General features: G+C 71.5%; 20 protein-coding genes and 1 pseudogene. 11 read left to right on the top strand and 10 right to left on the bottom strand.

Annotation, left to right across the window (positions count from 1 at the left end; genetic code table 11):
* The first annotated feature begins 167 nt into the window (after window positions 1-167).
* The 4 genes and pseudogenes from IE248_RS07225 (at window position 168) to IE248_RS07235 (ending at window position 3,168) form a co-directional block, all read left to right on the top strand.
* Window positions 168-1,568 (top strand): FAD-binding oxidoreductase, encoded by a 1,401-nt coding sequence (locus tag IE248_RS07225; RefSeq protein ID WP_229895165.1) that lies wholly within the window; start codon window positions 168-170, stop codon window positions 1,566-1,568.
* 195 nt (window positions 1,569-1,763) lie between these two features.
* Window positions 1,764-1,939: pseudogene (locus IE248_RS38550) on the top strand (cyclic nucleotide-binding domain-containing protein); the annotation flags it as partial.
* A 24-nt stretch (window positions 1,940-1,963) separates the two neighbouring features.
* On the top strand, window positions 1,964-2,332 hold the full coding sequence (locus tag IE248_RS37210; protein WP_229895223.1) for a helix-turn-helix domain-containing protein: 369 nt from the start codon (window positions 1,964-1,966) through the stop codon (window positions 2,330-2,332).
* A 695-nt stretch (window positions 2,333-3,027) separates the two neighbouring features.
* A complete protein-coding gene (locus tag IE248_RS07235) occupies window positions 3,028-3,168 on the top strand; it encodes a hypothetical protein (protein WP_190030211.1) in 141 nt (46 codons plus the stop codon).
* On the opposite strand, the gene IE248_RS07240 is transcribed toward IE248_RS07235, so the two are convergent.
* Window positions 3,156-3,524 (bottom strand): hypothetical protein, encoded by a 369-nt coding sequence (locus IE248_RS07240; protein WP_190030212.1) that lies wholly within the window; start codon window positions 3,522-3,524, stop codon window positions 3,156-3,158. The two genes, IE248_RS07235 and IE248_RS07240, sit on opposite strands and share 13 nt — an antisense overlap.
* A 1,184-nt stretch (window positions 3,525-4,708) precedes the next feature.
* Complete coding sequence (locus tag IE248_RS07245) at window positions 4,709-5,875, bottom strand: magnesium and cobalt transport protein CorA (protein WP_190030213.1); 1,167 nt, start codon at window positions 5,873-5,875, stop codon at window positions 4,709-4,711.
* A gap of 112 nt (window positions 5,876-5,987) precedes the next feature.
* Between IE248_RS07245 and IE248_RS07250 the strand changes: the two genes are divergently transcribed.
* Complete coding sequence (locus IE248_RS07250; protein ID WP_190030214.1) at window positions 5,988-7,166, top strand: winged helix DNA-binding domain-containing protein; 1,179 nt, start codon at window positions 5,988-5,990, stop codon at window positions 7,164-7,166.
* A gap of 45 nt (window positions 7,167-7,211) precedes the next feature.
* The gene (locus IE248_RS07255; RefSeq protein ID WP_073796937.1) at window positions 7,212-8,891 is read left to right on the top strand and encodes an AMP-binding protein; all 1,680 of its coding nucleotides are present in this window, start codon (window positions 7,212-7,214) and stop codon (window positions 8,889-8,891) included.
* Between the two features lie 63 nt (window positions 8,892-8,954).
* Here IE248_RS07255 and IE248_RS07260 read toward each other — a convergent pair whose 3' ends face one another.
* Together IE248_RS07260 and IE248_RS07265 are read right to left on the bottom strand one after the other, a co-directional pair.
* A complete protein-coding gene (locus tag IE248_RS07260; protein ID WP_190030215.1) occupies window positions 8,955-9,443 on the bottom strand; it encodes a glutathione peroxidase in 489 nt (162 codons plus the stop codon).
* 98 nt (window positions 9,444-9,541) lie between these two features.
* The gene (locus IE248_RS07265) at window positions 9,542-10,384 is read right to left on the bottom strand and encodes a hypothetical protein (protein ID WP_190030216.1); all 843 of its coding nucleotides are present in this window, start codon (window positions 10,382-10,384) and stop codon (window positions 9,542-9,544) included.
* Between the two features lie 258 nt (window positions 10,385-10,642).
* Here IE248_RS07265 and gcl point away from each other — a divergent pair, with 258 nt between their 5' ends.
* Entirely contained in the window at window positions 10,643-12,430 is a 1,788-nt protein-coding gene (gcl, locus tag IE248_RS07270) for a glyoxylate carboligase (protein WP_079196115.1), read from the top strand.
* Between the two features lie 126 nt (window positions 12,431-12,556).
* On the opposite strand, the gene IE248_RS07275 is transcribed toward gcl, so the two are convergent.
* Window positions 12,557-14,185, bottom strand: a complete 1,629-nt coding sequence (locus tag IE248_RS07275) for an FAD-binding oxidoreductase (protein ID WP_190030217.1) — start codon at window positions 14,183-14,185, stop codon at window positions 12,557-12,559.
* A gap of 62 nt (window positions 14,186-14,247) precedes the next feature.
* Between IE248_RS07275 and IE248_RS07280 the strand changes: the two genes are divergently transcribed.
* Window positions 14,248-14,970 (top strand): TetR/AcrR family transcriptional regulator, encoded by a 723-nt coding sequence (locus IE248_RS07280; RefSeq protein WP_190030218.1) that lies wholly within the window; start codon window positions 14,248-14,250, stop codon window positions 14,968-14,970.
* On the opposite strand, the gene IE248_RS07285 is transcribed toward IE248_RS07280, so the two are convergent.
* Entirely contained in the window at window positions 14,971-15,552 is a 582-nt protein-coding gene (locus IE248_RS07285; protein ID WP_037795082.1) for a TetR/AcrR family transcriptional regulator, read from the bottom strand.
* A gap of 148 nt (window positions 15,553-15,700) precedes the next feature.
* Here IE248_RS07285 and IE248_RS07290 point away from each other — a divergent pair, with 148 nt between their 5' ends.
* On the top strand, window positions 15,701-16,726 hold the full coding sequence (locus IE248_RS07290; protein WP_190030219.1) for an agmatine deiminase family protein: 1,026 nt from the start codon (window positions 15,701-15,703) through the stop codon (window positions 16,724-16,726).
* Window positions 16,723-17,667, top strand: coding sequence for a nitrilase-related carbon-nitrogen hydrolase (locus IE248_RS07295; protein WP_229895166.1), 945 nt, complete (start codon window positions 16,723-16,725; stop codon window positions 17,665-17,667). The genes IE248_RS07290 and IE248_RS07295 overlap by 4 nt, the downstream gene beginning before the upstream one ends.
* A gap of 40 nt (window positions 17,668-17,707) precedes the next feature.
* On the opposite strand, the gene IE248_RS07300 is transcribed toward IE248_RS07295, so the two are convergent.
* Window positions 17,708-18,427, bottom strand: a complete 720-nt coding sequence (locus IE248_RS07300) for a response regulator transcription factor (RefSeq protein ID WP_190030220.1) — start codon at window positions 18,425-18,427, stop codon at window positions 17,708-17,710.
* A complete protein-coding gene (locus IE248_RS07305; protein ID WP_190030221.1) occupies window positions 18,424-19,650 on the bottom strand; it encodes a sensor histidine kinase in 1,227 nt (408 codons plus the stop codon). The genes IE248_RS07300 and IE248_RS07305 overlap by 4 nt, the downstream gene beginning before the upstream one ends.
* A gap of 154 nt (window positions 19,651-19,804) precedes the next feature.
* On the opposite strand from IE248_RS07305, the gene IE248_RS07310 reads away from it, so the two are divergent.
* Window positions 19,805-20,974: a serine hydrolase domain-containing protein gene (locus tag IE248_RS07310; RefSeq protein WP_190030222.1), complete on the top strand. Its 1,170-nt coding sequence runs from the start codon at window positions 19,805-19,807 to the stop codon at window positions 20,972-20,974.
* A gap of 371 nt (window positions 20,975-21,345) precedes the next feature.
* Here IE248_RS07310 and IE248_RS07315 read toward each other — a convergent pair whose 3' ends face one another.
* Entirely contained in the window at window positions 21,346-22,803 is a 1,458-nt protein-coding gene (locus IE248_RS07315) for a catalase (RefSeq protein WP_073796929.1), read from the bottom strand.
* Between the two features lie 240 nt (window positions 22,804-23,043).
* The gene (locus IE248_RS07320) at window positions 23,044-23,934 is read right to left on the bottom strand and encodes a 2-hydroxy-3-oxopropionate reductase (protein WP_073796928.1); all 891 of its coding nucleotides are present in this window, start codon (window positions 23,932-23,934) and stop codon (window positions 23,044-23,046) included.
* Between the last annotated feature and the right edge of the window lie 49 nt (window positions 23,935-23,983).

Consider the following 23,983-nt stretch of genomic DNA (forward strand, 5'->3'; position numbering starts at 1 on the left):
ATGCCCTCCCTTACGGCGCGCGCGGTTCTCCCGCGAATTCCGCGGAAAATCCCACGCCTTGGCCAAATGTGATCGGGTACTTCGCCGGGAGTTTGACAGGGCAAGGCTCGGGTGGCACGGTCCGAGCGTCTTCAAGATCACTATTCGAGAAATCAAGGAGTCGCTCTGTGACAGCACCTCTCGGCCGCACCCCTATGGCTATCGGGGAACTCACCGACGAGCAGTACGGACAGGTCATCGGACCCGGTGATGCCGAGTACGAAGCAGCGCGCACCGTGTACGCGGGCGACATCGACCGACGGCCCGCCGTCATCCTGCGCCCCGGCGACGCCGAGCAGGTGGCGCACGTCGTGGCACTGGCCCGGGAGAGCGGACTCCGGCTGGCCGTCCGCAGCGGTGGACACAGCCCGGCCGGGCACGGCGTCTGCGAAGGAGGCATCGTCCTCGACCTGGCCGGCATGAAGGCGCTGGAGATCGACGTCGAAGCCCGTACGGCGTGGGCCGAGACCGGCATCACCGCCGGCGAGTACACCGAGGCCGCCGCGCGGCACGGGCTCGCGACCGGATTCGGGGACGGCACCCTGGTCGGGGTCGGGGGCATCACCCTGGGCGGCGGCATCGGATACCTGGCCCGCAAGCACGGCATGGCCATCGACGACCTGCTGGCCGCGGAGATCGTCACGGCCGACGGCGAGCTGCTGCTGGTGGACGAGGACCACCACCCCGACCTGTTCTGGGCGATCCGCGGCGGGGGCGGCAACTTCGGGGTGGCGACCCGCTTCAAGTTCCGGTTGCACGAGCTCGACGGCGTGTACGGCGGAATGCTGGTGCTCCCGGTGACCCCCGCGATCCTTGAGGCCTTCATCGCCGAGGCCGAGGCCGCCCCCGAGGAGCTCTCCACGATCGTGAACGTGTGGACGGCGCCCCCGTTCCCGTTCGTGCCCGAGGAGTACCACGGCAAGCCGATCATCCTCGCGATGATGTGCTACGCCGGTCCCGAGGCGGCGGGCGAGGAGGTCATCGGCCGGTTCCGGGCGATCGCCCCGCCGCTGGCCGACATGGTGAAGGCCATGCCGTACGCCGGGATGTTCCCGCCGGGGGACCCCTTGGAGCACCCCATCTCCGTGGCGCGCAACTTGTTCGTCGACCGCGTCGACCGCGCGACCGCCGAAACCATCCTGGAGCGGGTCACCGCCTCCACCGCGATGGTCGCCGGGGCACAACTGCGGGTGCTGGGCGGGGCGCTGGCACGGATCCCCTCCGATGCCACGGCCTTCGCCCACCGGCAGAGCAGGATCATGGCCCACCTGTCCGCCGTCTACGCCGACCCGGCCGAGGCCGACCTGCACGAGAAGTGGGTCGAGGAGTTCACGGCCGCCATCCGGCAGTCCGACTCCGGCGCCTACGTCAACTTCATCATGGACGTGGGGCAGGACCAGATGTGGGAAGCGGTCTACCCCGGCGCCACGTGGGACCGGCTCGCCCGGGTCAAGGCGACGTACGACCCGGCCAACCTGTTCCGCTCCAACCACAACGTCCCGCCCGCGACGACGTGTACTGCCCCGTGAGGCCGGGGACGCGGCAGGCGGGTGGTTCGCCTATGAGGGCGGTGTGCCCGCGGCAGTGGTCGTAGGCGCGCGGCCGTCGCGGGAAGGCGTGGCGGTGAAGGGACGCGACCAGTTCCGGTCAACATCACCCTTACTCCGATGTTGCCCACCACACCGGAGTAAGGCGTGACCAGGATGTTTCCGGAGCGCAGCGTGATGCTGCGGCAGGGTTCTCCAGGGACGCACCTCCTTGCCCTCACCTCCGGGTTGGCCAAAGTGGTGTGCCGAGAGCCGAGCGGTGCCAAGACCTGGCTCGCGTTCCGAGGGCCGGGGGCCTGCTCGGCGAGGTCTCGGTCTTCAACGGAACTTCACGCACGGCAGACGTCGTCGCGTTGACGCCCTGTGTTGCGGTCGTCTTGGACGCCGAGCGCTTCGTGCGGTTCGTCGAGGAGCGCGGACTGGTCATCCATCTGATGCGCCAGGCACTCGCCAGGATGCGAGAGTCGGACCTCCACCGGGGCGAACTGCAGACCCTGCCCTTGGTCGTGCGGCTGGCGCGCACCCTGCTGAGGCTGGCCGTGCTCACCGATCAGATGGCGCAGAGCAACGCCGTTCGGCTGACGGGGCTGAACCAGGAAGAGGTCGCGCAGGCGATCGGCGTCACACGCAATGCGGTCATCAGCGGGTTGGGGCAGCTGCGAGCCGTCGGGCTGGTCGAAACGGCGCGGCGGGTGATCGTCATCAGGGACGTGGAGGCCCTACGGCGCTGGGCGGCGGCCGACTGAGCAAGTCACGCAGGAGATGTGCGCGCGGCACCTGGAGGCGCAGTTCTGGTCCGCGCCGTCCCTGGGACTGCCGCAGTGGCGCCTGGAGCCGGAGTCCGTGACCATCGTCGTGCGGACGGTACAGGTGATCGCCCTGTACGCCGAGCTGTTGTCCACCGACGCCTACCCGGCGGGGTTCGTCCCGTGGAACGGACGTACCGCTGCGGCGGTGGTCGGCGCGAAGCCCCGCGGGGAGAACGCCGTGCCGCTCGTGCCGGACCAGCTGCTGCAGCCGCTTCTGGCGACGTGCCCGTACCTGGTAGAAGCGGTCGGTCCGCGCCTCGCCGAGGTGGTGGAGGCCCGCCGGGCCCACGAGGCGGCCCGGGCGAAGGGGCCGGTGGCGCGTATCGCCGACGTCCCCCGCCTCCAGGGGCTGTGCGAGGAGCCGCGGGAGCGGGCGGAGCCGCTGCCGAAGATCACCGCCAACCAGATCTCCCGGTACCCAGACCGGCTCGGTGATCCGCTGCGCCCGCTGGCCCGGGGGTATCTGGTGAGCCTCGCGGGCTTCCGGAAGATCACGGATACGGCCAAGCCGCACCTGATCCACGCCCTCCTGGAAGTCGCCGAGGGCGTGGGCTTCGCCGGCGCCTGGGCATGCGACGCCCCGAGCATCCCCCCGCTACGGGGACGACAAGCCAGTCCCGTGGACCGCGCCGGTGGCTGCCAACGACCTGCGCACCGCCGTGGGCAGCATGCTGACCGCCTGTGCCGTGGTGACCTCGGCGCTCTCCGGGATGCGGTCCGAACCCGTCCACCAGTGGCACTACCCGCGGAACGTTCCCACTCAGCTGTCGTAGCTCTTGAGCGTCTTCGCGGCACCGGTGGCCGACTTCAGGTAGTCGTTCTCCGCCATCGACTCTGCCAACTGCACGGCCAGTCCGGCAGCCATGGACAGGAGTCCCTCGTGCTTCGTCTGGAGTTCCTCGTGCTCTTCCTGAAGCGTCTTGTACTTCCAGGCGAGGACCCCGATGGTGGTGGCGGCCAGAACGCCGGCGCCGGCCTTAACCGCGACCCCGGCTTTGCCAAACCTACCTCTGGCTGGCCCGGCACCGTCCTTGCCGATGCAAACGTGGCCCGTCTGGCGCGAGTGCTGTTCAGCCTCGCCGAGCTGGTCGCTCTCATACGAGCACGATCCGCATTGGTAATGGGTCATCGGACGTTCCTCTCCGCAAGGAGGATGAGCTTGCCATAGGTCACGTACCTACGGCGACCACTTGGTCATCCTCCGTATGCCACCGACGCTGTGGGAAGGACACGCACCTACACGGGCGTGTGTGCCTCTGGTTGTGGGCCATGTCGCACTGCTCCCAGGAGGCCCTAGGCAGGTCCATGGTCAGCGAGGATCGGATGTTCCCCGATCGCCCGCAACCCGTACTCGCTCGCCTCGCCCCACCCACGGCGAGGCTCCGGACCTAGGGTCCCTACGGCCTGTTCGGGCCCGCGTTACCGAGCCTGACAGCGGCATCGACTCCGAGCTGGTGAAACGCCTCACCCGGCAGGTATCCGCAGACGCCGACGACGGAGTGAGAGAGTTCCCGGGCCCACGGACTCGGCGCGCAGAGTCGACAAGTGACCCGTGCCGGGGCAAGTCGACCCGACGTTGCCTGACCAACTTGCTGTTCTCCGGGCGGTGATGCGTTGTGAATCTGTACGTTGACGACCACGAAGCCGTTTACGTTTCGCAGGGGCCAGGAGGAGTGGGACCGGGAGAGTTCCCCGTCCCTGCTCCACGCCCACATCACTGTTGATCTTTCCCGTCAACCGGAACTCGCGGCACTCGTCCAAGGTGCCCGAGACGCGCTCCGGAATTTCCCCCTGAGTCATGTCCAGGACCCCTGGTTCCACATCACCCTGGACCAGATCACAGACGAGCTGGCTGCGCGCATCCCGCAGCGCGAACGCGACGCGCTGATCGACGAGCTCACCAAGACCCTGCGCGACGTCGAGCCGTTCAACCTCACTGGCGGCCCTCCACCACCGCGTCCGCGAGACCATCCGGGCCGTGCGCGGCGATGCAGCAGTGCAATACCCCTGGGGTGTCCAGCGCCTGACGATCTCGTATGCGGGATGAGGCGGACTCCGACGATGCTCAACGTCTTCTGCGGCGCGTACGACCGGGCCATGCTCCGCTCCACGTTGACAACGTTCACCTCGTTGACGTCGCCGCCGACAGCGAGGCCCAGACCATCACATGGGCATCCGTCGCCCATCCCGCTCGGCCGGGTGAGCTGACATCAGCGCCCGGCATGGGCAGGCTGCGGATTCTCCCCAGGGGGCCTGCGGGCTACCTCTTGTCATTCGTGATGGCTAAGTGGATCAATCGTCGTGATGTGCCGTCTACAGCCAGTCGCGTTTCTTGAAGATGATGTAGAGGCTGACGCAGACCACGGCCATCAGGAGGATTGCGAAGGGGTAGCCCGCTGTCCACTGGAGTTCGGGCATGGTCTCGAAGTTCATGCCGTAGATGGTGCCGACGAGGGTCGGGGCGAAGAGGATGGCGGCCCAGGAGGAGATCTTCTTGATCTCTTCGTTCTGTTCGAAGCCGGCTTCGGCGAGGGCGCGCATCTCGGCGTTCTGTTGCTGGGAGACCAGGGTGGCGTTGACCGTCAGGATTTCCGTCAGGGCCTGGCGGAAGCCGTCGACGCGTTCGCTGGTGTGGGTGACGTGGTCGGCGACGTCGCGGAGGTAGCGCTGGAGTTCCTCCTCCGTGCCGTACTTGGCGAACCCCGCCATCAGGTTGTGGAGCATGCCGACCAGGGGGCGGGTGGCGCGCTGGAACTCGACCATTTCGCGGGAGAGTTCGTAGATGCGGCGCGATACCTCCGGGTCGCCGCGGAAGACCTCCGTCTCGATCTCGTCCATGTCGTTCTGGACGCCCTCGACCACCGGGGCGTAGCCGTCGACCACCGCGTCGAGGATCGCGTACAGGGCGGCTTCCGGGCCGAGGGAGAGGAGTTCCGGGGCCGCCTCCATGCGGCGGCGGACCGCGGAGAGGTCGGGGGCGGCGCCGTGGCGGACGGTGATGAGGAAGTCGGGGCCGACGAAGATGTGGAGCTCCCCGAAATCGACCTCCTCCGGGGCGTCGAGGTAGCGGGCGGCGCGCAGGACGACGAAGAGGGTGTCTCCGTAGCGTTCCAGCTTGGGGCGCTGGTGGGCCTCCAGGGCGTCTTCGATCGAGAGCGGGTGGAGGTTGAACTCGTCGGCGAGGGAGTGGAGTTCCGTCTCGGTCGGGCGGTGCAGGCCGATCCAGGCCATGCCGTCGGGCTCTTCGCGCAGCCGGCGGAAGGTCTCGGCGAGGGTGGCGGGGGAGGCGACCCGGCGGCCGTCGCGGTAGACGGCGGAGTCGATCACGCTGCGGTGGTCCGGGGGAGTGGGCGCCGGGGCCGCCGCCGGCCGCGCGGCCGGGGGTGGGGGAGTGGCGGGCGTGCCGGACGAGGAGGCGGGGCGGCGCCAGCCGGGGCGCTTCCCGGACGGGGAGGGGCGGCGGTCTGGACGCTCCGGCATCGCAGGTCAGCTCCCGGGTGGTCAATTATTACGGGCCAGGGAAGGATATATCGGGAGAAAGGGGTGGGGCAGGGAGGTGGGTGGGGTTTGTGGTGGGCGTTAGGTTGCGGGCATGGCTTCCAGGACGACGCACCCCTTCATCGGCACCCGTTCGCTGAACCGCGCCACGCTCGCCCGGCAGCTCCTGCTGGGCCGTGCCGGGATGTCCGCCCGGGACGCCGTCGGGCACCTCCTCGGGCTGCAGGCGCAGAACGTGAAGCCGCCCTACTACCAGCTGCACGCCCGCCTCGCCGGATTCCGGCCCGCCGAGCTGGCCGGGCTGATGGAGTCCCGCGAGGTGGTCCGGATGGTCACCATGCGCTCCACCATCCACACGCACACCGCGCACGACGCGCTCACCCTGCGGCCGCTCGTCCAGCCCGCCCGCGACCGCGAGGTCGGCCACTTCCGCAAGGGGCTCGTCGGGGTCGACCTGGAGCGCCTGACGGAGCGCGCCCGGGCCTTCGTCGAGGCCGGGCCGCCGCGCACCATGGGGGAGATCCGCGAGGAGCTGCTCACGCAGTGGCCCGGCGCCGATCCGCAGTCCCTGGCCGTCGCCGCGCGCTGCCGGCTGCCGCTCGTCCAGGTGACCCCGCGCGGGGTGTGGGGGCGCAGCGGGCAGGTACGGCTGACGACGCTGGAGAACTGGCTGGGGAGCGGGAGGGCCGCCGACGCGGCCGCGTACGCCGCCGCCGACGGGCCCGCCGGGGCGGCGGCGGCCGTCGATGACGTCGTGCTGCGCTACCTCGGAGCCTTCGGGCCCGCCTCCGTCAAGGACATGCAGACCTGGGCCGGCCTGACCCGGCTGCGCGAGGCCTTCGAGCGGCTGCGGCCCCGGCTCGTCGTGTTCCGGGACGAGAACGGCGCCGAGCTCTTCGACCTCCCCGACGCGCCCAGGCCGGACCTCGACGTTCCCGCCCCGCCGCGCTTCCTCCCCGAGTTCGACAACCTGCTGCTCTCGCACGCCGACCGCACCCGCGTGATCACCCCCGAGGCCAAGGGCCGCAACTGGGCCGGCAACCAGGCGTACCGCACGCTCCTCCTCGACGGATTCCTCGCCGGGTTGTGGAAGGCCGAGGCGGGGGTGCTCACCGTAGAACTGTTCGCCCCGGCGTCGAAGGCGGCCAAGGCGGCCAAGCAGGCCAAGGAGGAGATCGTCGCCGAGGGGGAGCTGCTCCTCGCCGCCATGGAGGAGGACCCGAAGACCCCTTCCGGGCGGTGGTCCGTGCGCTTCGGGTCAATCCACGGCTGACGTCGCTCTGGTGATCCGCGCACCCCACCCGGCACGATGCCTTCCATGACCGAGAACAGCGCCACCGAACAGTTCCTGGCCGCACGGGACTTCCTGCTGGAACGCCGCGGAGACCACGAGGCCGCCCGCGCCGGATTCACCTGGCCCCGCCCCGAGCGCTTCAACTGGGCACTCGACTGGTTCGACCGCATCGCCGAGGGGAACGCGGCCGACGCGCTGCGCATCGTCGAGGAGGACGGCACCAGCCGGGGCGTCTCCTTCGGCGAGATGAGCGTACGGTCGGCGGCCGCCGCCAACTGGCTGCGCGCCCAGGGCGTCGAGGCCGGTGACCGGATCCTGGTCATGCTCGGCAACCAGCGCGAACTGTGGGAGGTCATGCTCGGCGCGATGAAGCTGCGCGCCGTCGTCATCCCCGCCACCCCGCTGCTCGGCCCGGCCGACCTGCGCGACCGCGTCGAGCGCGGGCACGTCCGCCACGTCATCGCCCGCGCCGAGGACACCGGGAAGTTCGACGAGGTGCCCGGCGGCTACACCCGGATCGCCGCCGGCCCCCGGCCGCCCACCGGCTGGCGTCGGCTGGAGGACATGTACGGCGCCGACGGGACGTTCCGCCCGGACGGCGAGACCCTCGCCACCGACCCCCTGATGCTGTACTTCACGTCGGGCACCACCGACCGGCCCAAGCTGGTCGAGCACACCCACGCCTCGTACCCGATCGGGCACCTGTCCACCATGTACTGGCTCGGGCTGCGCCCCGGCGACGTCCACCTCAACATCGCCTCGCCCGGCTGGGCCAAGCACGCCTGGTCCAACCTCTTCGCCCCGTGGAACGCGGGCGCCACCGTCTTCGTCCACAACTACACCCGCTTCGACGCCCAGCGCCTGATGGCCGAGATGGACCGGGGCGGCGTCACCACCTTCTGCGCGCCGCCCACCGTGTGGCGGATGCTGATCCAGTCCGACCTCACCGCGCTGCGCACCCCGCCGCGCGAGGCCGTCGCCGCCGGGGAGCCGCTCAACCCGGAGGTCATCGAGAAGGTCCGGCAGGCCTGGGGGATCACCATCCGCGACGGCTTCGGCCAGACCGAGACCACCCTGCAGATCGGCAACTTCCCCGGCGCCCCCGTCAAGCCCGGCTCGATGGGCCGTCCCGCGCCCGGGTACGAGATCGTCCTGCTCGACCCGGTGACTGGCAAGGAGTCCCCGGACGAGGGCGAGCTCTGCGTGGACCTGCGCACCCGGCCCGCCGGGGTGATGACGGGCTACCGCGACGACCCCGCGCGCACGGCCGAGGCCATGGCGGACGGGCTGTACCGCACCGGGGACGTCGCCTCGCGCGACGGCGACGGCTACTTCACCTACGTCGGGCGCTCCGACGACGTCTTCAAGGCCTCCGACTACAAGATCTCCCCGTTCGAGCTGGAGAGCGCCCTGCTGGAGCACGAGGCCGTCGCCGAGGCGGCCGTCGTCCCCGCGCCGGACGCGCTGCGGCTCGCCGTACCGAAGGCGTACGTCACCCTCGCCGCCGGCTGGGAGCCCGGACGGGAGACCGCGCGAGCGCTGTTCGAGCACTCCCGCGCGGTCCTCTCCCCGTACAAGCGGATCCGGCGCATCGAGTTCGGCGAGCTGCCGAAGACGGTGTCCGGCAAGATCCGCCGGGTGGAGCTGCGGGAACTCACCGCGGCCGGCTCCGCGGCGGAGTACGACGAGGCCGACCTGGGCTGAGCCGCGGGGCCGGGCTCTGGGGCCGGGATCGCTGCGGATCCCGGGCCCCGCGCCCGTACCGTGTTACGCCGGCAGCTGCGCCTCGATCGCGGCGATGAGCTCGGGGGCCTCGGGCTCGGTGCGCGGGCGGAACCGGCCGACGACCTCGCCGGAGGGCGAGATCAGGAACTTCTCGAAGTTCCACTGGATGTCCCCGGCCTCGCCGTCGGCGTCCGCGGTCTTCACCAGCTCCTGGTAGAGCGGGTGCCGGTGCTCGCCGTTGACCTCGGTCTTCTCCAGCATCGGGAAGGTGACGCCGAAGCCGGTCGCGCAGAACGTCTGGATGTCGTCCGCGGTGCCCGGCTCCTGGCCGCCGAACTGGTTGCAGGGCACGCCGAGGACGGTGAAGCCCTTCTCCTCGTACGCGGACTGCAGCCGGGCGAGCCCGGAGTACTGCGGGGTGAGACCGCACTGCGAGGCGGTGTTGACCACCAGGACCGCCTTGCCCTTGTACGGGGCGAGGCTGGTGGGCTCGTCGGACAGCGTGGTCAGCGGAATGTCGTACAGGCTCAAGAGGCTCTCCTCGGCAGGGACGGACTGATCGCGGGGCCGCACCGAAACGCCGGACAGGCGGCCGGCGGCGGATCCCGCGACGGATGACACCTCCGAGCCTAGGCCCCCGTCCCGAGCAGCTCGTCCGCCGGGTCGTTGACCGGCTGCGGCATACCGGTCAGATCCATGACGAACAGCGGTATCCCCAGGTCATCGGCGCGGATCCGGGCCTCGTCGGTGTATCCGGCGAGCGCGAAGTACACGCTGGTCGCGCAGGACGTCAGCCCGTTCAGCCAGACGCACTCCACCGCCCGCAGCCCGGCCGGCGCGGTCGTCGGGTCGACCTGCGCCACCAGCCCGGGCGCCCGCAGGTCCACCGCCGCCGAGGGGACCGGCCGCCCGTCGGGCTGGCGCACGTCCTGGAAGCCGAGCCAGCGCAGGTACAGCGCGGCCGTGGTCACCGCGTCGCGGGCGGTACGGATGGTCAGCGGCCGGAACGCCGGTCGCCTGGCAGCCGGCGAGGACGCGTGACCCGGGCCCGCCCCGGCCCCCGCCCCGCCGACGGCCGCCCCCCGTCCCTGGCTCCGACCCTGACCGGGGCCGGGCCCGGAGGCGTCGGCGTCGGGGGCGGGGTGCGCCGGGGCCGGGCGGGGTCGGGGCGTCGGGTGGCCGGGGGATCCGGCGCCGGGTTCCGCGGTAAGGGGGTGCACCGGAATCCGTACCACCGTCCCGCACGAGGCGCATCCCACCTCGGGGTGCGGCCACTCGCCCTCCCGCCCGCAGGCCCCGCACCGCACCGTCACCCACGTCTCTGACCAGGTGCGGCGGGTCAGCGGCAGCGGCTCCGCCGCCAGATCCAGCGGCGGTACGACCGGGCTCCCGCAGGCGCACGGGAAGACCGGAACGGTGTAGCCGTTCTCGCGCAGGCACGCCGGGCAGCGCACCGGTACCGCTTCCGCCATGAGCCCTGGACCCCCTCCGTCGCTGTGCGTGGGTCCATGCTCCACCACCGGCGACCGCCCCGGGCGCGGACGGCCCGGATTCTCCCCCGGGTGCCTGGTCGTTCGTACAAGTCACCGAACGGGACGCGGCTTTTGGTGGGTTCCGGGGTCTCGGAGCGCCTTGACGTGCGTGGAGCCGCCCTTTAGCTTGTTCCGTATAGCAGAACAATACTTCCGCATTACGGAAAAGCCTGACCGTCGGACCCGCAGGAGAACTCGATGCCCCGTATGACAGCCGCCGCCGCTGCAGTGGAGATCCTCAAGATCGAGGGCGTTTCGCAAGCCTTCGGCGTGCCCGGCGCGGCGATCAACCCGTTCTACCGAGAGCTCAAGAACGTCGGCGGCATCGGTCACACGCTGGCCCGCCACGTCGAGGGCGCTTCCCACATGGCCGAGGGCTACACGCGTGCCAAGGCGGGCAACATCGGCGTCTGCATCGGTACCTCCGGCCCCGCCGGCACCGACATGATCACCGGCCTGTACTCGGCGATCGCGGACTCGATCCCGATCCTGTGCATCACCGGTCAGGCCCCGGTCTCGAAGCTCCACAAGGAGGACTTCCAGGCCGTCGACATCGCCTCGATCGCGGGGCCGGTCACCAAGAAGGCCACGACCGTCCTGGAGGCCGCCCAGGTTCCCGGCGTGTTCCAGGAGGCCTTCCACCTGATGCGTTCCGGCCGCCCCGGCCCGGTCCTCATCGACCTCCCGATCGACGTCCAGCTGACCGAGATCGAGTTCGACCCGGAGACCTACGCTCCGCTGCCGGTCTACAAGCCGCGGGCCACCCGCGCCCAGGCCGCCAAGGCCCTGGGGTTCCTGCTGGAGTCGCAGCGCCCGCTGATCGTCGCCGGCGGCGGCATCATCAACGCCGACGCCAGCGACCTGCTGGTCGAGTTCGCCGAGCTGGTGGGCGTCCCCGTCATCTCCACCCTCATGGGCTGGGGCACCATCCCGGACGACCACGAGCTCGCCGCCGGCATGGTCGGTGTGCAGACCGCCCACCGCTACGGCAACGCGACGTTCCTGGAGTCGGACTTCGTCTTCGGCATCGGCAACCGCTGGGCCAACCGCCACACCGGTTACAACCTGGACGCCTACACCAAGGGCCGTACGTTCGTCCACGTCGACATCGAGCCCACGCAGCTCGGCAAGATCTTCGCCCCGGACTTCGGCATCGCCTCCGACGCCAAGGCCGCGCTGGAGCTCTTCATCGAGATCGCCAAGGAGCTGAAGGCCGAGGGCAAGCTCCCCGACTTCAGCGCCTGGGCCGCCTCCGCCCAGGAGCGCAAGGGCAGCCTCCAGCGCCGTACGCACTTCGACGACATCCCCCTGAAGCCGCAGCGCGTCTACGAGGAGATGAACAAGGCGTTCGGCCCGGAGACCCGCTACGTCACCACCATCGGCCTCTCCCAGATCGCGGCCGCGCAGTTCCTGCACGTCTACCGGCCGCGCAACTGGATCAACTGCGGTCAGGCCGGTCCGCTCGGCTGGACCATCCCGGCCGCGATCGGCGCCGCCACCGCGGAGCCGGAGACCCCGATCGTCGCGCTGTCCGGCGACTACGACTTCCAGTTCATGATCGAGGAGCTGGCGGTCGCCGCCCAGCACAAGGTCCCCTACGTCCACGTCCTCGTGAACAACGCCTACCTCGGCCTGATCCGTCAGGCGCAGGGCGGCCTCGGCATCAACTTCGAGGTCAACCTGGAGTTCGAGAACATCAACACCCCCGAACTGGGCGTCTACGGTGTCGACCACGTCAAGGTCGCCGAGGGCCTGGGCGTCAAGGCCATCCGCGTCACCGACCCGGACAAGCTGGGCGAGGCCTTCGAGGAGGCCAAGAAGCTGGCCCAGGAGTTCCAGGTCCCGGTCGTGGTCGAGGCGATCCTGGAGCGCATCACCAACATCGCGATGAGCAAGACGGTCGACATGAGCGACGTCACCGAGTTCGAGGAGCTGGCGACCGAGCCGGGCCACGCGCCGACCGCGATCCGCCCGCTGACCGTCTGAGCATTTGACTGTCTGAGCACCTGACCGTCTGACCGTCTGTTCGTCTGTTCATTCGGACGGTCGCAGTACGGCGGTACGTGACGGCCCCCGGCCCTCCCCGAGAGGGCCGGGGGCCGTCACGCGCGGTCAGTCGATCAGGACACCGGGGTTGAGGATGCCGTGGGGGTCGAGCGCGCCCTTCGCCGCGCGCAGGGCCAGGGCGAAGGGGTCGGGGCGCTGGCGGTCGTAGCCGGGGCGGTGGTCGCGGCCGACGGCGTGGTGGTGGGTGATCGTGGCGCGGTGGCGGTGCAGCACCTCGCCCGCGACCTCCTTGAGGTGGTCCCACACCGCGACCTCGTCGCCCGGGCGGCCCGCCGCGAGGACGGTGAAGTACGGGGCGGCGCCGTCCGGGTAGACGTGCGTGAGGCGGCAGTTGACGGTCGCCGGGTGGCCCGTGGCCTTGAGCGCGGCCGCGCCGACCTCGGTGCGTACGGCGTCTACCAGCGCCGGGACGCGGTCCCAGGTGGCGGCCGTCTCGAAGGTCTCGGCGATGGCGCCCATCCGGGCCAGGCCGTCACGCAGGTACGGCATGCGCAGGAACGCCGAACGCCAGGCGTCCACCGCGCCCGGCGCGCCGCCCGGCCCGCCGCCGTTGCCCGGGCCGCCGTCGCGGGATCCGTCCTCGCGCCCGCCGTGGGCGCGGGCCAGGTCGACGGCCTGGGCCAGGCGCGCCTCCACCGGGGAGTCGGACGACTCGAAGCCGAGGACCAGTACCGCCGAGCCGTCCCGGGAGGCGCCGGCGAGCGCGGCCTCCCCGGCGTCCAGGAGGCGGCAGTTCGCGGGGGCGAGATCGGATCCGGCGATCGCGCGCACCGCCTCCAGCGCGGCTCCGAAGGAGGCGAAGGAGACCGCGGCGGAGGCCTTGTGGCGGGGCCGTTCCTGTACGCGCATCCACGCCTCGGTGATGACCCCGAGAGCGCCCTCGGAGCCGAGGAAGAGGCGGTCGGGGGAGGGGCCCGCGCCGGAGGCGGGCAGCCGCCAGGAGGTTCCGGCACCGGCCGGGGTGACCACCTGCAGGGACTGGACGAAGTCGTCGATGTGGGTGCGGCCCGTGGCGTAATGGCCGCCGGCGCGGGTCGCCAGCCAGCCGCCGAGGGTGGAGAACTCGAAGCTCTGCGGGAAGTGCCGCAGCGTCAGGCCGTGCGGCCGCAGCTGGTCCTCCAGGGCCGGGCCGAGGGCTCCGGCCTGGATCCGGGCGGCCCGGCCCGCCGCGTCGACCTCCAGGACCCGGTCCATCGCCGTCAGGTCAAGGGACAGCACGGCCCGGTGCGCGTCGCCGCGGTACTCCACACCGCCCGAGACGGACGAGCCGCCGCCGAAGGGCACCACCGCGACCCCGTGTTCGCCGGCCCACTCCAGCAGGTCGGCGACCTCCCGGTCGTCGGCGGGGTGGGCGACCAGGTCAGGGATCCGGCCGGGCCGGCCGCGCAGGGCGCGGACCACGTCGCGGTAGGCCTTGCCCATCGAGTGCGCGGCGCGGACCGCCGGGTCGTCGGTGACCGTACGGGCCAGGCTGCGCGGGGCCTCCACGGCGGGGCGGCCGATGCGCAGGTCGGCCGTCCGGGGCACCGGCAGCGGCCGGGCGAGGGTGCCGGGCAGCAGCGCGCCCATGGCCACGCACTCGGCGTCGTCGGGGTGGGCGTCGGCCCAGCCCCAGCCCCACCAGGAGCGGGTGCGGGCGGGGCGGGGCGTCGTCGTTCGAGTGGCGCCGGTCATGGGGCACTCCATCGTCGAGAGAACTTACCTGGAGGTAAATTACCTACTGATAATATCGGTGCATGGCAACCCCACCCTCCAGAGCGGGCACCAAGGGCGTCCCGCGGGCCCGCCGCGAGGAGCAGATCCTCGCCGCCGCCACCGAGGAGTTCGGCAGCCGCGGGTACGCCGCCGCGTCGCTGCCCGCCGTCGCCGCGCGCGTCGGCGTGACCAAGACGCTGCTGCACCAGTACTTCGGGGCCAAGCAGGACCTCTACCTCGCCTGCCTCACCCCCGTCGGCGACCGGCTCGTGGCCGTCATCCGCGCGGCCGTCGCCGAAGGCGCCGCGGCCCCGTCCGCCGCCGGCCCGTCCGCCGCCGCCTCGCCCGCCGCCGCCCCGCCTGCCGCGGCCGGTACGCCGCTGCTGGTGCTGCGCGCGATCTTCACCGCCCTCGAAGGCCGGCGCGAGGCCTGGTTCCTGGTGTACGAGACCTCCCTGCCGCCCGACAGCGAGGCGGCCCGGCGGGCCGCCGAGTACCGGGCGGCCGTGAACCGGCTGGCCGCCGACGGCACCGCCGGGCTGCTGGCTGCCGCCGGACACGAAGACCCGCTCGACGCCGATGCGCTCAACCACGTCTGGCAGGGCCTGGTCGCGACCCTCGTCCGCTGGTGGATCAAGCATCCCGACCAGTCCCCGGACGCCATGGCCCGGCGCTGCGCCCGCCTCTTCGCGGTCGCCGCCGCGCTCGCCCCCGCCACCGCCCAGGGGGACGTGTCCGGGAACCTTCTCGGGGGAGCGGGCTGACTAGGCGGCGTCCGGCCCGAGTTCGGCGTCGATCGCGCCCGCCAGCAGCGCGCGGGCCCGGTCCAGGGTCAGCGAACCGCTCAGCCAGCGCTCGCTGAGGCCCTCCACCAGGGCGGTGAGCCGCTCCGCGGCGTCCAGCGGTGAGACGCGCAGGTCGGCCCGGCCGGCCGCCTGGGCGTCCGCGATGGCCTCGGCGGTGTCCCGGGTCCAGTTGCGGGTGGACTCGGCCAGCGGTTCCCGCAGATCGGGGTCGAAGATGGCGGTGGCCCGCAACTCGCCCCAGGCGATGCTGTTCTCGCGGACCCGCTCGGTGTCCTGGAGCTCGCCCATCAGCAGCTGGAGCAGCGTGGCCCGGGCGTGGTCGGTGTCCGCGAGCGCCGCGTCGGTGTAGTCGGTGGCCCGGTCGCTGATGAAGGCCAGGGTGCGCCGGATCAGGCCCGCCCGGTCCTTGAAGTGGTAGTAGATCAGCGCGGTGGAGACGCCCGCCTCGGCCGCCAGTTCCTCGACCCGCAGGCCTCTGACGCCGGTGCGGGCGATGACGCGGACTGCTGCTTCCAGGATCAACGCTTGGCGATCGGCCACTCTCGCTCGCACCTTTCCGTCGGACACCCCTTGACTGAGCTTTCAGTCAGGTCCCACGATAGCTGCACCCCGGCATCCTGACTGGAAATTCAGTCAGTGTCGTGCACGGGGTGCTGACCTGCACCGACCGCATCAAGGGAGCACTCCCATGAATCCGCGCATGCCCGCCGAGTGGGCCGAACACGACGCCTGCCTGATGGCCTGGCCCACCCGCCCCGCCCTCTGGGGCCCCGCCTTCGAAGCGGCCAAACAGGAGTACGCGGCGGTGGCCCGCGCCATCGCCGCCTTCGAGCCCGTCCTCATGATCGCCGCGCCCGGACTGGCCGAGGAGGCCCGCGCCGCCTGCGGCACCGGCTCCGGCTCCGGCGCCGGCATCGAGGTCATCGAGCTGCCCATCGACGACTCCTGGCTGCGCGACTCCGGCCCGGTCTTCGCCCACGACGAGCACGGCGCCCGCGTCGGCATCGACTTCCGCTTCAACGCCTGGGGCGAGAAGCACTACCCCTGGACTGCCGACGACAAGCTCGCCTCGCTCCTCCTGGACCGGCTCGGCACCCCGCGCGTGCACTCCTCGATGATCCTCGAAGGCGGAGCCATCACCGTCGACGGCGAGGGCACCCTCATCACCACCGAGCAGTGCCTGCTGCACCCCAACCGCAACCCGCGCATGAGCCGTGCCGAGATCGAGGACGAACTCGGGCGCCGCCTCGGCATCGAGAAGGTCATCTGGCTCCCGTACGGCGGTCTGGAGGACACCGAGACCGACGGCCATGTGGACGGCGTCGCCGCCTACGTCGGCCCGGCGAAGGTCGTCGTCTCCCTCCCTGAGGACCCCGCGCACCCCGACCACGCCCGGATGCGCGCCAACCTCGCCGTCCTGGAGGCCTCCACCGACGCCCGCGGCCGCGCCCTGGAGGTCGTCCCCGTCCCCCAGACCGCGTACGGAGAGGTCGCGGGCACCCGCGTCGAGGTCGGTTACCTCAACTTCTACCTGTCCAACGGCGGTTGCGTGGTCCCGGTCGGCGGCACCCCGCAGGACGACGCGGCCCTCGCCGTGCTCGCCGCCGCCCTGCCCGGCCGTACGGTGGTCGGCGTACCGACCCCGGTCCTCGCATACGGCGGTGGCGGCGTCCACTGCATCACCCAGCAACTCCCCAAGGAGGCCCGGGCGTGAGCGCGTACCAGCTCTTCACCTCCTGCGGCTCCCCGCTCGGCTCCCCGGCCCGCACCCAGCCCGCCGAACGCGACCCGCTGCGCGTCGGCCTCGTCCAGATGCGCTGGTACGCCGACCAGGGCGAGCACGACGACCGGCTGCGCGAGGGCGTACGCCTGGCCGCCGCCGAGGGCGCGACCCTGGTCTGCCTCCCGGAACTCACCCGTAGCCCCTACTTCTGCAACACCGACGACCCCATGGCCGATGGCGCCGCCCGCTATCTGGAGGACGTCGAGAGCGGCCCGACCGTCGCCCTCGCCGCGGAGCTCGCCACCGGGCTCGGTATCACCGTGCACGCTTCGCTCTACGAGCGTGCCGAGGACGGCGGCCTCGGCTACAACACCGCCGTCTGTGTGAACGCGGACGGTGAACTGATCGCCCGGACCCGCAAGAACCACATCCCGGCCTTCCCCGGCTACCGCGAGGACCTGTGTTTCCGCCCCGGAGACAGCGGCTTCCCCGTCATCGCCCACGAAGGAGCCCGGTTCGGCTTCCCCACCTGCTGGGACGAGTGGTTCCCGGAGCTTGCCCGCGCCTACTCCCTGGCCGGCGCCGAGATCCTCGTCCACCCCACCGCCATCGGCTCCGAGGTCGGCCTGCCGGACTTCGACACCCGGCCCATGTGGGAACACGCCATCAGCGCCAACGGCCTCGCCAACGCCCTCTTCATGATCGTGCCCAACCGTGTCGGCACCGAGGGCCGCTCCACCTTCTACGGCTCCTCCTTCATCTCCGACCCCTACGGCCGGACCATGCTGCGCGCCCCGCGCGACCGCGAGGCCGTCCTCGTCTCCGACCTGGACCTCGACCAGCGCCGCGACTGGCTGGAGTTCGGCCTGACCCAGACCCGCCGCCCCGAGCTCTACGGCAGCCTCACCGAACGCCGCGCCCCGGTGCGCTGAGCCGGGCGGGCCGGTGGCGGGCGCGGGCGCGCGCCGCACGTCAGCCCGGGAACCTCGGCACCACCAGGCCGGACTCGTACGCGATCACCACCGCATGGGTCCGGTTCTGGGCGCGGAGCTTGGTGAGCACGTTCCCGACGTGGGTCTTCACCGTCTCCAGGGTCACCGAGAGGGACCCCGCGATCTCCGGATTCGACAGACCCGTGGCCATCAGCCGCAGCACTTCCTCCTCCCGCCCCGTCAGCGCCGCCCTCGGCAGCGCGGCGGTGGAGGCCAGCGGGCGGGCGGTGACCATCCGGCGCAGCGTCGAGGGGAAGAGGATCGCCTCCCCGGCCGCCACCACCCGCACCGCCTCCGCGATCTGTGGGACGGGGCGCCGCTTGAGCACGAAACCGCTGGCTCCGGCGCTGAGCGCGGCGGTGACGTAGTCGTCGTTCTCGAAGGTGGTGATCACCACGACCTTCGGCGGCCGCTCCGACTCGGCGAGCAGCTGCCGGGTGGCCTCGATCCCGTTGCGGCGCGGCATCCGTACGTCCATCAGGATCACGTCCGGCCGCAGCAGCCGGGCCCGCTCCACCGCCTCGACGCCGTCGGCCGCCTCCCCGACGACCTCGATCCCGGGCTGCGCCGCGAGCAGCAGGCGCAGACCGCTGCGGGTGACCTCGTCGTCGTCCGCGATCAGCAGGGTGACGGGGGCGGGAGCGGGGTCGGGGGAGGCGGTGTGGTGCTCGCCGCCCGCGCCCGCGCCGGCGGCGTTCATGCCGACAGCCTTACCGGCAGGCGGGCCGTCAGCCGCCACTGCCGCGGCCCGTCCGGGCCGGCCTCGATCTCGCCGTGCAACAGCCTTACGCGCTCGGCCAGTCCGGGCAGGCCGTGCCCGGACGTGGGGAATGCACCCGGCCCCACGTCCGCCCCCGTTCTCATCCGGTTGGCCACACCGAGCTCCAGTCCGCCCGGGCCGACCGCCACCCGGACCTCGATCGGGCCGCCCGCCCCGTGTCGCAACGCGTTCGTCAGCCCCTCCTGGAGGATCCGGTACGCCGCTCGGGAGGGCGTCCCTCGCAGCTGCGCCCAGTCGCCCGACAGCTCCGGCTCCACCACCGCGCCCGCATGCCGCAACCGGTCGAGCAGCTCGGGCAGGTCGGCCAGGGTCCGGGCCGGAGCCGTCCCGGCCTTCTCCTCGCGCAGCGCGCCCAGTACGTAGTCCAGGTCCTCCAGGGCGGCCCGGGACGACTCCTCTATGCTGCGCAGCGCGGCCCGCGCCGCGCCCGGGTCGGCGGAGAGCACCTCGCCCGCCACCGCCGCCTGGATCGTGGTCGCCGTCAGCGTGTGGCCGATGGAGTCGTGCAACTCGTGCGCCAGCCGGTTGCGTTCGGCCAGCTTCCGCTCCCGCTCGGCCGCCAGCGCGAGTCGCTCGGCCGACGACGGCCCGAGCAGCCTGGGCGCCAGCCACCGCAGGGCGCCCGCCACCAGCGCGCACCCGACCGCCGCCAGCAGCAGGCAGCCGAGCGCCACCACCCAGCTCTGCCAGCCATCCGCCGCGCGCACCGACCGGCCGGACAGGCTCAGCTCCGCCTCGGCGCCGAGCCAACCCCCGGGCAGGACCAGGGCCATGAGGAACAGCACCCCGCTGACCAGCGCCCCCGCCCACCCCAGCGCCACATGCAGCAGCAGCCAGAGCGGGGTCCGCCACCGGTCGGTGCCGGCCGCCGACGCGGGATCCGGCAACGGCAGCCCCAGCAGCCGGCGGGCACCGGCGATCAGGGCCCGCCGCGTACCGCGCGCCAGCCCGGTCACGCCGATCAGAGCGGCCCAGAGGAGCAGGACCACGGCGATCCGCACGCCCTCGGGAGCGGACTGCCACGCCAGCGCCGGCAGCATCGCGAAGGGCAGCAGGGGAAGGCTCAGCAGCGCGCCGCCATAGGCGAACAGCGCGCCCGCATACGTGGAGCCGCGCAGCAGCGGCCGGATTCCGGTGATCATCATTCGCCAGTATGTGCCGGGCGGCCCGGCGAGGGCCTCCCCCGATCGGGGGAGGTTCTTTTCCCGCTTTCCCGCGATGCGCACCCGAGTGCCCCGGAGCCAAGATCGGAGTGTTCCTTCCCGGCGGTCCCAACGATTCCAACGGAGTTGACTCATGAGTGCACAGACCCGGAAATGGCCTCGGTCTCTCGGCCGGCAGCGGTGCGGCCGGCGCGGAGCCGCAGTCACGGCGGCAGCGGTGGCGGTCGCGGCCCTCACCATGGGCGCCCTGGCGCCGCCCGCGGCGCTCGCCGCGCCCCGGCCGGACACCGTCCAGCAGGGTCTGGATGCGCTGGTGCGCGCCGACGGCCTGCCCGCCGCCCTGGCGAGCGTCAAGGACCGTGAGGGCCGTACCCGTACCTACACGGCGGGGGTCGGTGATGTGGCCACCGGCGCGAAGGTGCCGCAGGACGGCCAGGTGCGGATCGGCAGCACCACCAAGACGTTCACCGCGGTGGTCGTGCTCCAACTGGTCAGCGAGGGAAAGGTCGACCTCGACGCCACGGTCGACACCTACCTGCCCGGCCTCGTGCGCGGGGAGGGGATCGACGGGCGCCGCATCAAGGTCCGTCAGCTCCTCCAGCACACCAGCGGACTTCCCGACTATGAGGCCCGTGTCGACGACGACACCCTCCGGCGGCGGTACTTCGAACCCCGCGACCTCCTGGACCTGGCCTTCGAGCACAAGGCGGACTTCGCCCCGGGAGAGAAATGGGCGTACAGCAACACGAATTACATAGTGGCGGGCCTGATCGTCCAGAAGATCACGGGCCGGCCCCTCGCCGAGGAGATGGGCGAGCGCGTCATCAAGCGCGCCGGACTGCGCCACACCTACTTCCCGGCCGCCGGGGACCGGACCATACGCGAGCCCCACCCCAAGAGCTACAGCCGGGAATCCGCGGCCGCGCCGCTGCGCGACTTCACGGAGGTGGATCCCTCCGCGGCCTGGGCGGCAGGACAGCTGATCTCCACCAACTCCGATGTCAACCGCTTCTTCACCGCGCTCCTGGGCGGCCGGCTGCTCCCGGCGGCTCAGCTCGCCCAGATGCGCGCCACCGTTCCCATCGGGGACACCGGCGCCGGTTACGGGCTGGGGATCATGAGCAGGCCGCTTTCGTGCGGCGGCGTGTACTGGGGCCACGGCGGTGACCTCGCGGGATACGAGACCCGTGGCGGCGTCACCGACGACGGCCGCGCCGCCAACATGGCGGTGACGAGCATCCCGGCCGACGTGGAGGCGACGCGGCGTCTGGAGGATGTCGTGGATGCGGCCCTGTGCCGCTGAACCGCCCCTCCCGCATCGGACGTGACAAAGCGCCGAGTCGCGGGACCGTCCGTGACTCGGCGCTTTGGGTGGTGACCGCCCGACGGAGCGAGGCTGGCGCGACAGGACGTTCGCACCGCCGGGCGGAGTGGTGGGCGCCGGGGAAATACCCGGCGAGGCTGGGACCGCGACGGGCGGTGACGAGAACCTCGGCGCCGTCTCCCTCAGGTCAAGAGACGGTCCTCGGAACCCATTACCACCGCACTGGCTCACGCGCCCGTCACGGTCCTCGTCCTGCCCTCACCGCGTACCACCCCTCATCCGGGTCCGCGGTTCGGGCTCGGCACCCGGGGCTTGACCTCCCGTCAGGCCCCCGGTGCAGCTTGTGCGGCTCAGGCGTCGCGCAGGGCGCGGACGGCCTCCTCGACGCGCTTGCCGTAGTCGGCGTCGGCGGCGTGGAAGTGAGCCAGGTTCTTCTCGATGACGTCTTCCAGGGTGACCTGGGACAGACCGCCGGCGATGTTCGCCACCAGGCGCTGCTTCTCGGCCTCCGACATCAGGCGGTAGAGCTCACCGGCCTGGAAGAAGTCGTCGTCCTTGGTGTGGGCCGGGGCCTCGTGGGTGCCCGTGTAGCCGGAGACGGCCTTCGGGGCGCCGAGCGCCAGACCGGTCTCGGCCGGGCCCTGGTACGAGTTGGGCTCGTAGTTCTTGTCGTGGCGCGAGCCGTTGCGCAGCGCCATGACGCCGTCGCGGCCGTAGTTCTCGGCCTTCGTCGCCTTCGGGGCGTTGACCGGCAGCAGGGTGTGGTTCACACCGAGGCGGTAGCGCTGGGCGTCGGCGTACGCGAAGAGGCGGCCCTGGAGCATCTTGTCCGGCGAGGCGGTGATGCCCGGGACGAAGTTGTTCGGGGAGAACGCCGACTGCTCGACCTCGGCGAAGACGTTGTCCGGGTTGCGGTCGAGGACCAGCCGGCCCACGCGCTGGAGCGGGTAGTCGCCGTGCGGCCACACCTTGGTGAGGTCGAACGGGTTGAAGCGGTAGTCCGCGGCCTCGGCGGCCGGCATGATCTGGACGTAGAGGGTCCAGCTCGGGTTCACCCCGCGCTCGATCGCCTGGAGCAGGTCGGTCTGGTGCGAGTTGCCGTCCTTGCCGACGATCTCGGCGGCCTGGTCCGACGACAGGGAGCGGACGCCCTGGTTCGTCTTGAAGTGGTACTTGACGAAGAAGGCCTCGCCCTGCTCGTTCGTCCACTGGTACGTGTGGGAGCCGTAACCGTTCATGTGACGGTAGGAGGCGGGGATGCCGCGGTCACCCATCAGCCAGGTGATCTGGTGCGTCGCCTCGGGGGCGTGCGCCCAGAAGTCCCAGACGTTGTCCGGCTCCTGCTTGCCCGTGAAGGGGTCGCGCTTCTGGGAGTGGATGAAGTCGGGGAACTTGATGGGGTCCTTGATGAAGAACACCGGGGTGTTGTTGCCGACGAGGTCGTAATTGCCCTCTTCGGTGTAGAACTTCAGCGCGAAGCCGCGCGGGTCGCGGACCGCGTCCGCGCCGCCGAGCGAGTCGGCGACGGTGGAGAACCGCAGGAAGGTCTCGGTCTTCTTGCCGACCGTGTTGAGGAACGCGGCGCTGGTGTACGCCGTGACGTCGTCGGTCACCTCGAAGTAGCCGTACGCGGCCGAGCCGCGGGCGTGCACCACGCGCTCCGGGATGCGCTCACGGTTGAAGCGGGCGAGCTTCTCAAGGAGCTGCTGGTCCTGGACCAGGAGCGGGCCACCGACGCCGGCGGTGGCGGAGTTCTGGTTGTCGGCGACCGGGGCGCCGGACTCGGTCGTCAGCGTGCGCTTCGACATGGTGACCTTCCGTACGGGAACCTGCTGACGAAAAGCGTCTTCCGTCATGCGGAACAGCCTAATTTCAGGCCGAACGTAGCGTCAACAGTTTGTTGAACAAAGATGGGGAGAGGTGATCCGGACGGTGCCGGCGCCTGGGCGCGACAGGACAGGTGTCAGCACCGGCACCATCCGGAGACTCAGGCCCCCGTCAGGGGGGAGGCGGCCCGGCGGGAGCGGGCCGCGGGGTGGAGCCGGGGCTCAGACCTGGGCGCCGGAGAGCCGCTCGACGGCGCGGAGCAGGGCCGAGTGGTCCAGGCCGCCGTCACCCTGGGCGCGCAGCGAGGCGACCAGCTGGGCGACGACCGCGCCGACCGGGAGGGCCGCACCGACGTTGCGGGCGGCGTCGGTGACGATGCCCATGTCCTTGTGGTGCAGGTCGATCCGGAACCCGGGCTTGAAGTCGCGGTTCAGGAAGTTGTCCTTCTTGCGGGCCAGGACCGTGGAGCCGGCCAGTCCGCCGCCCAGGACGTCCAGGGCGGCGGAGAGGTTCACGCCCGACTTCTCCAGGAAGACGACGGCCTCGGCGCAGGCCTGGATGTTCACCGCCACGATGAGCTGGTTGGCGGCCTTGACCGTCTGGCCGGAGCCGTGCGGACCGCACAGGACGATGGTCTTGCCGAGGGCCTCCAGGATCGGCAGGGCGTCGTCGAAGTCGGCCTGCTCGCCACCCACCATGATCGACAGGACGGCCTCGATGGCACCGGCCTCGCCGCCGGACACCGGGGCGTCGATGACGCGGATGCCCTTCTCGGCGGCGTTCGCCGCGAGGTCGATCGAGGTCTGCGGGGTGATCGACGACATGTCGACGATCAGCGCGCCGGACCGCGCGTTCTCCAGGATGCCGTTCTCACCGTAGGAGATGGCCTCGACCTGCGGGGAGGCGGGCACCATCGTGATGATGACGTCGGCGTCCTTGACGGCCTCGGCGATCGAGCCGGCCGCGGTGCCGCCGGCGGCGGCGAGGCGCTCCAGCTTGTCCTGCTCCAGCGTGAAGCCGGTGACCGGGTAGCCGGCCTTCAGGAGGTTCTCGGCCATGGGGGAGCCCATGATTCCGAGGCCGATCCAGGCGATCTTGGGGAGGGTGCTCATGGTGAGGGTCCTTCTCTTCATGCTTCGTACGAAAAGTGCGGTCGGTGCC

It is taken from the genome of Streptomyces goshikiensis, from assembly GCF_014650555.1.
Taxonomy (GTDB): Bacteria; Actinomycetota; Actinomycetes; order Streptomycetales; family Streptomycetaceae; genus Streptomyces; species Streptomyces goshikiensis.

Bases quoted from the DNA above. Each gene is read 5' to 3' on its own strand.
- IE248_RS07315 (WP_073796929.1), bottom strand. From the start codon at position 22,803: ATGTCGAAGCGCACGCTGACGACCGAGTCCGGCGCCCCGGTCGCCGAC.
- IE248_RS07290 (WP_190030219.1), top strand. From the start codon at position 15,701: ATGAATCCGCGCATGCCCGCCGAGTGGGCCGAACACGACGCCTGCCTG.
- IE248_RS07250 (WP_190030214.1), top strand. From the start codon at position 5,988: ATGGCTTCCAGGACGACGCACCCCTTCATCGGCACCCGTTCGCTGAAC.
- IE248_RS07310 (WP_190030222.1), top strand. From the start codon at position 19,805: ATGAGTGCACAGACCCGGAAATGGCCTCGGTCTCTCGGCCGGCAGCGG.
- IE248_RS07265 (WP_190030216.1), bottom strand. From the start codon at position 10,384: ATGGCGGAAGCGGTACCGGTGCGCTGCCCGGCGTGCCTGCGCGAGAAC.
- IE248_RS07305 (WP_190030221.1), bottom strand. From the start codon at position 19,650: ATGATCACCGGAATCCGGCCGCTGCTGCGCGGCTCCACGTATGCGGGC.
- IE248_RS07320 (WP_073796928.1), bottom strand. From the start codon at position 23,934: ATGAGCACCCTCCCCAAGATCGCCTGGATCGGCCTCGGAATCATGGGC.
- IE248_RS07280 (WP_190030218.1), top strand. From the start codon at position 14,248: ATGGCAACCCCACCCTCCAGAGCGGGCACCAAGGGCGTCCCGCGGGCC.
- gcl (WP_079196115.1), top strand. From the start codon at position 10,643: ATGCCCCGTATGACAGCCGCCGCCGCTGCAGTGGAGATCCTCAAGATC.
- IE248_RS07245 (WP_190030213.1), bottom strand. From the start codon at position 5,875: ATGCCGGAGCGTCCAGACCGCCGCCCCTCCCCGTCCGGGAAGCGCCCC.
- IE248_RS07300 (WP_190030220.1), bottom strand. From the start codon at position 18,427: ATGAACGCCGCCGGCGCGGGCGCGGGCGGCGAGCACCACACCGCCTCC.
- IE248_RS07275 (WP_190030217.1), bottom strand. From the start codon at position 14,185: ATGACCGGCGCCACTCGAACGACGACGCCCCGCCCCGCCCGCACCCGC.
- IE248_RS07240 (WP_190030212.1), bottom strand. From the start codon at position 3,524: ATGACCCATTACCAATGCGGATCGTGCTCGTATGAGAGCGACCAGCTC.
- IE248_RS07255 (WP_073796937.1), top strand. From the start codon at position 7,212: ATGACCGAGAACAGCGCCACCGAACAGTTCCTGGCCGCACGGGACTTC.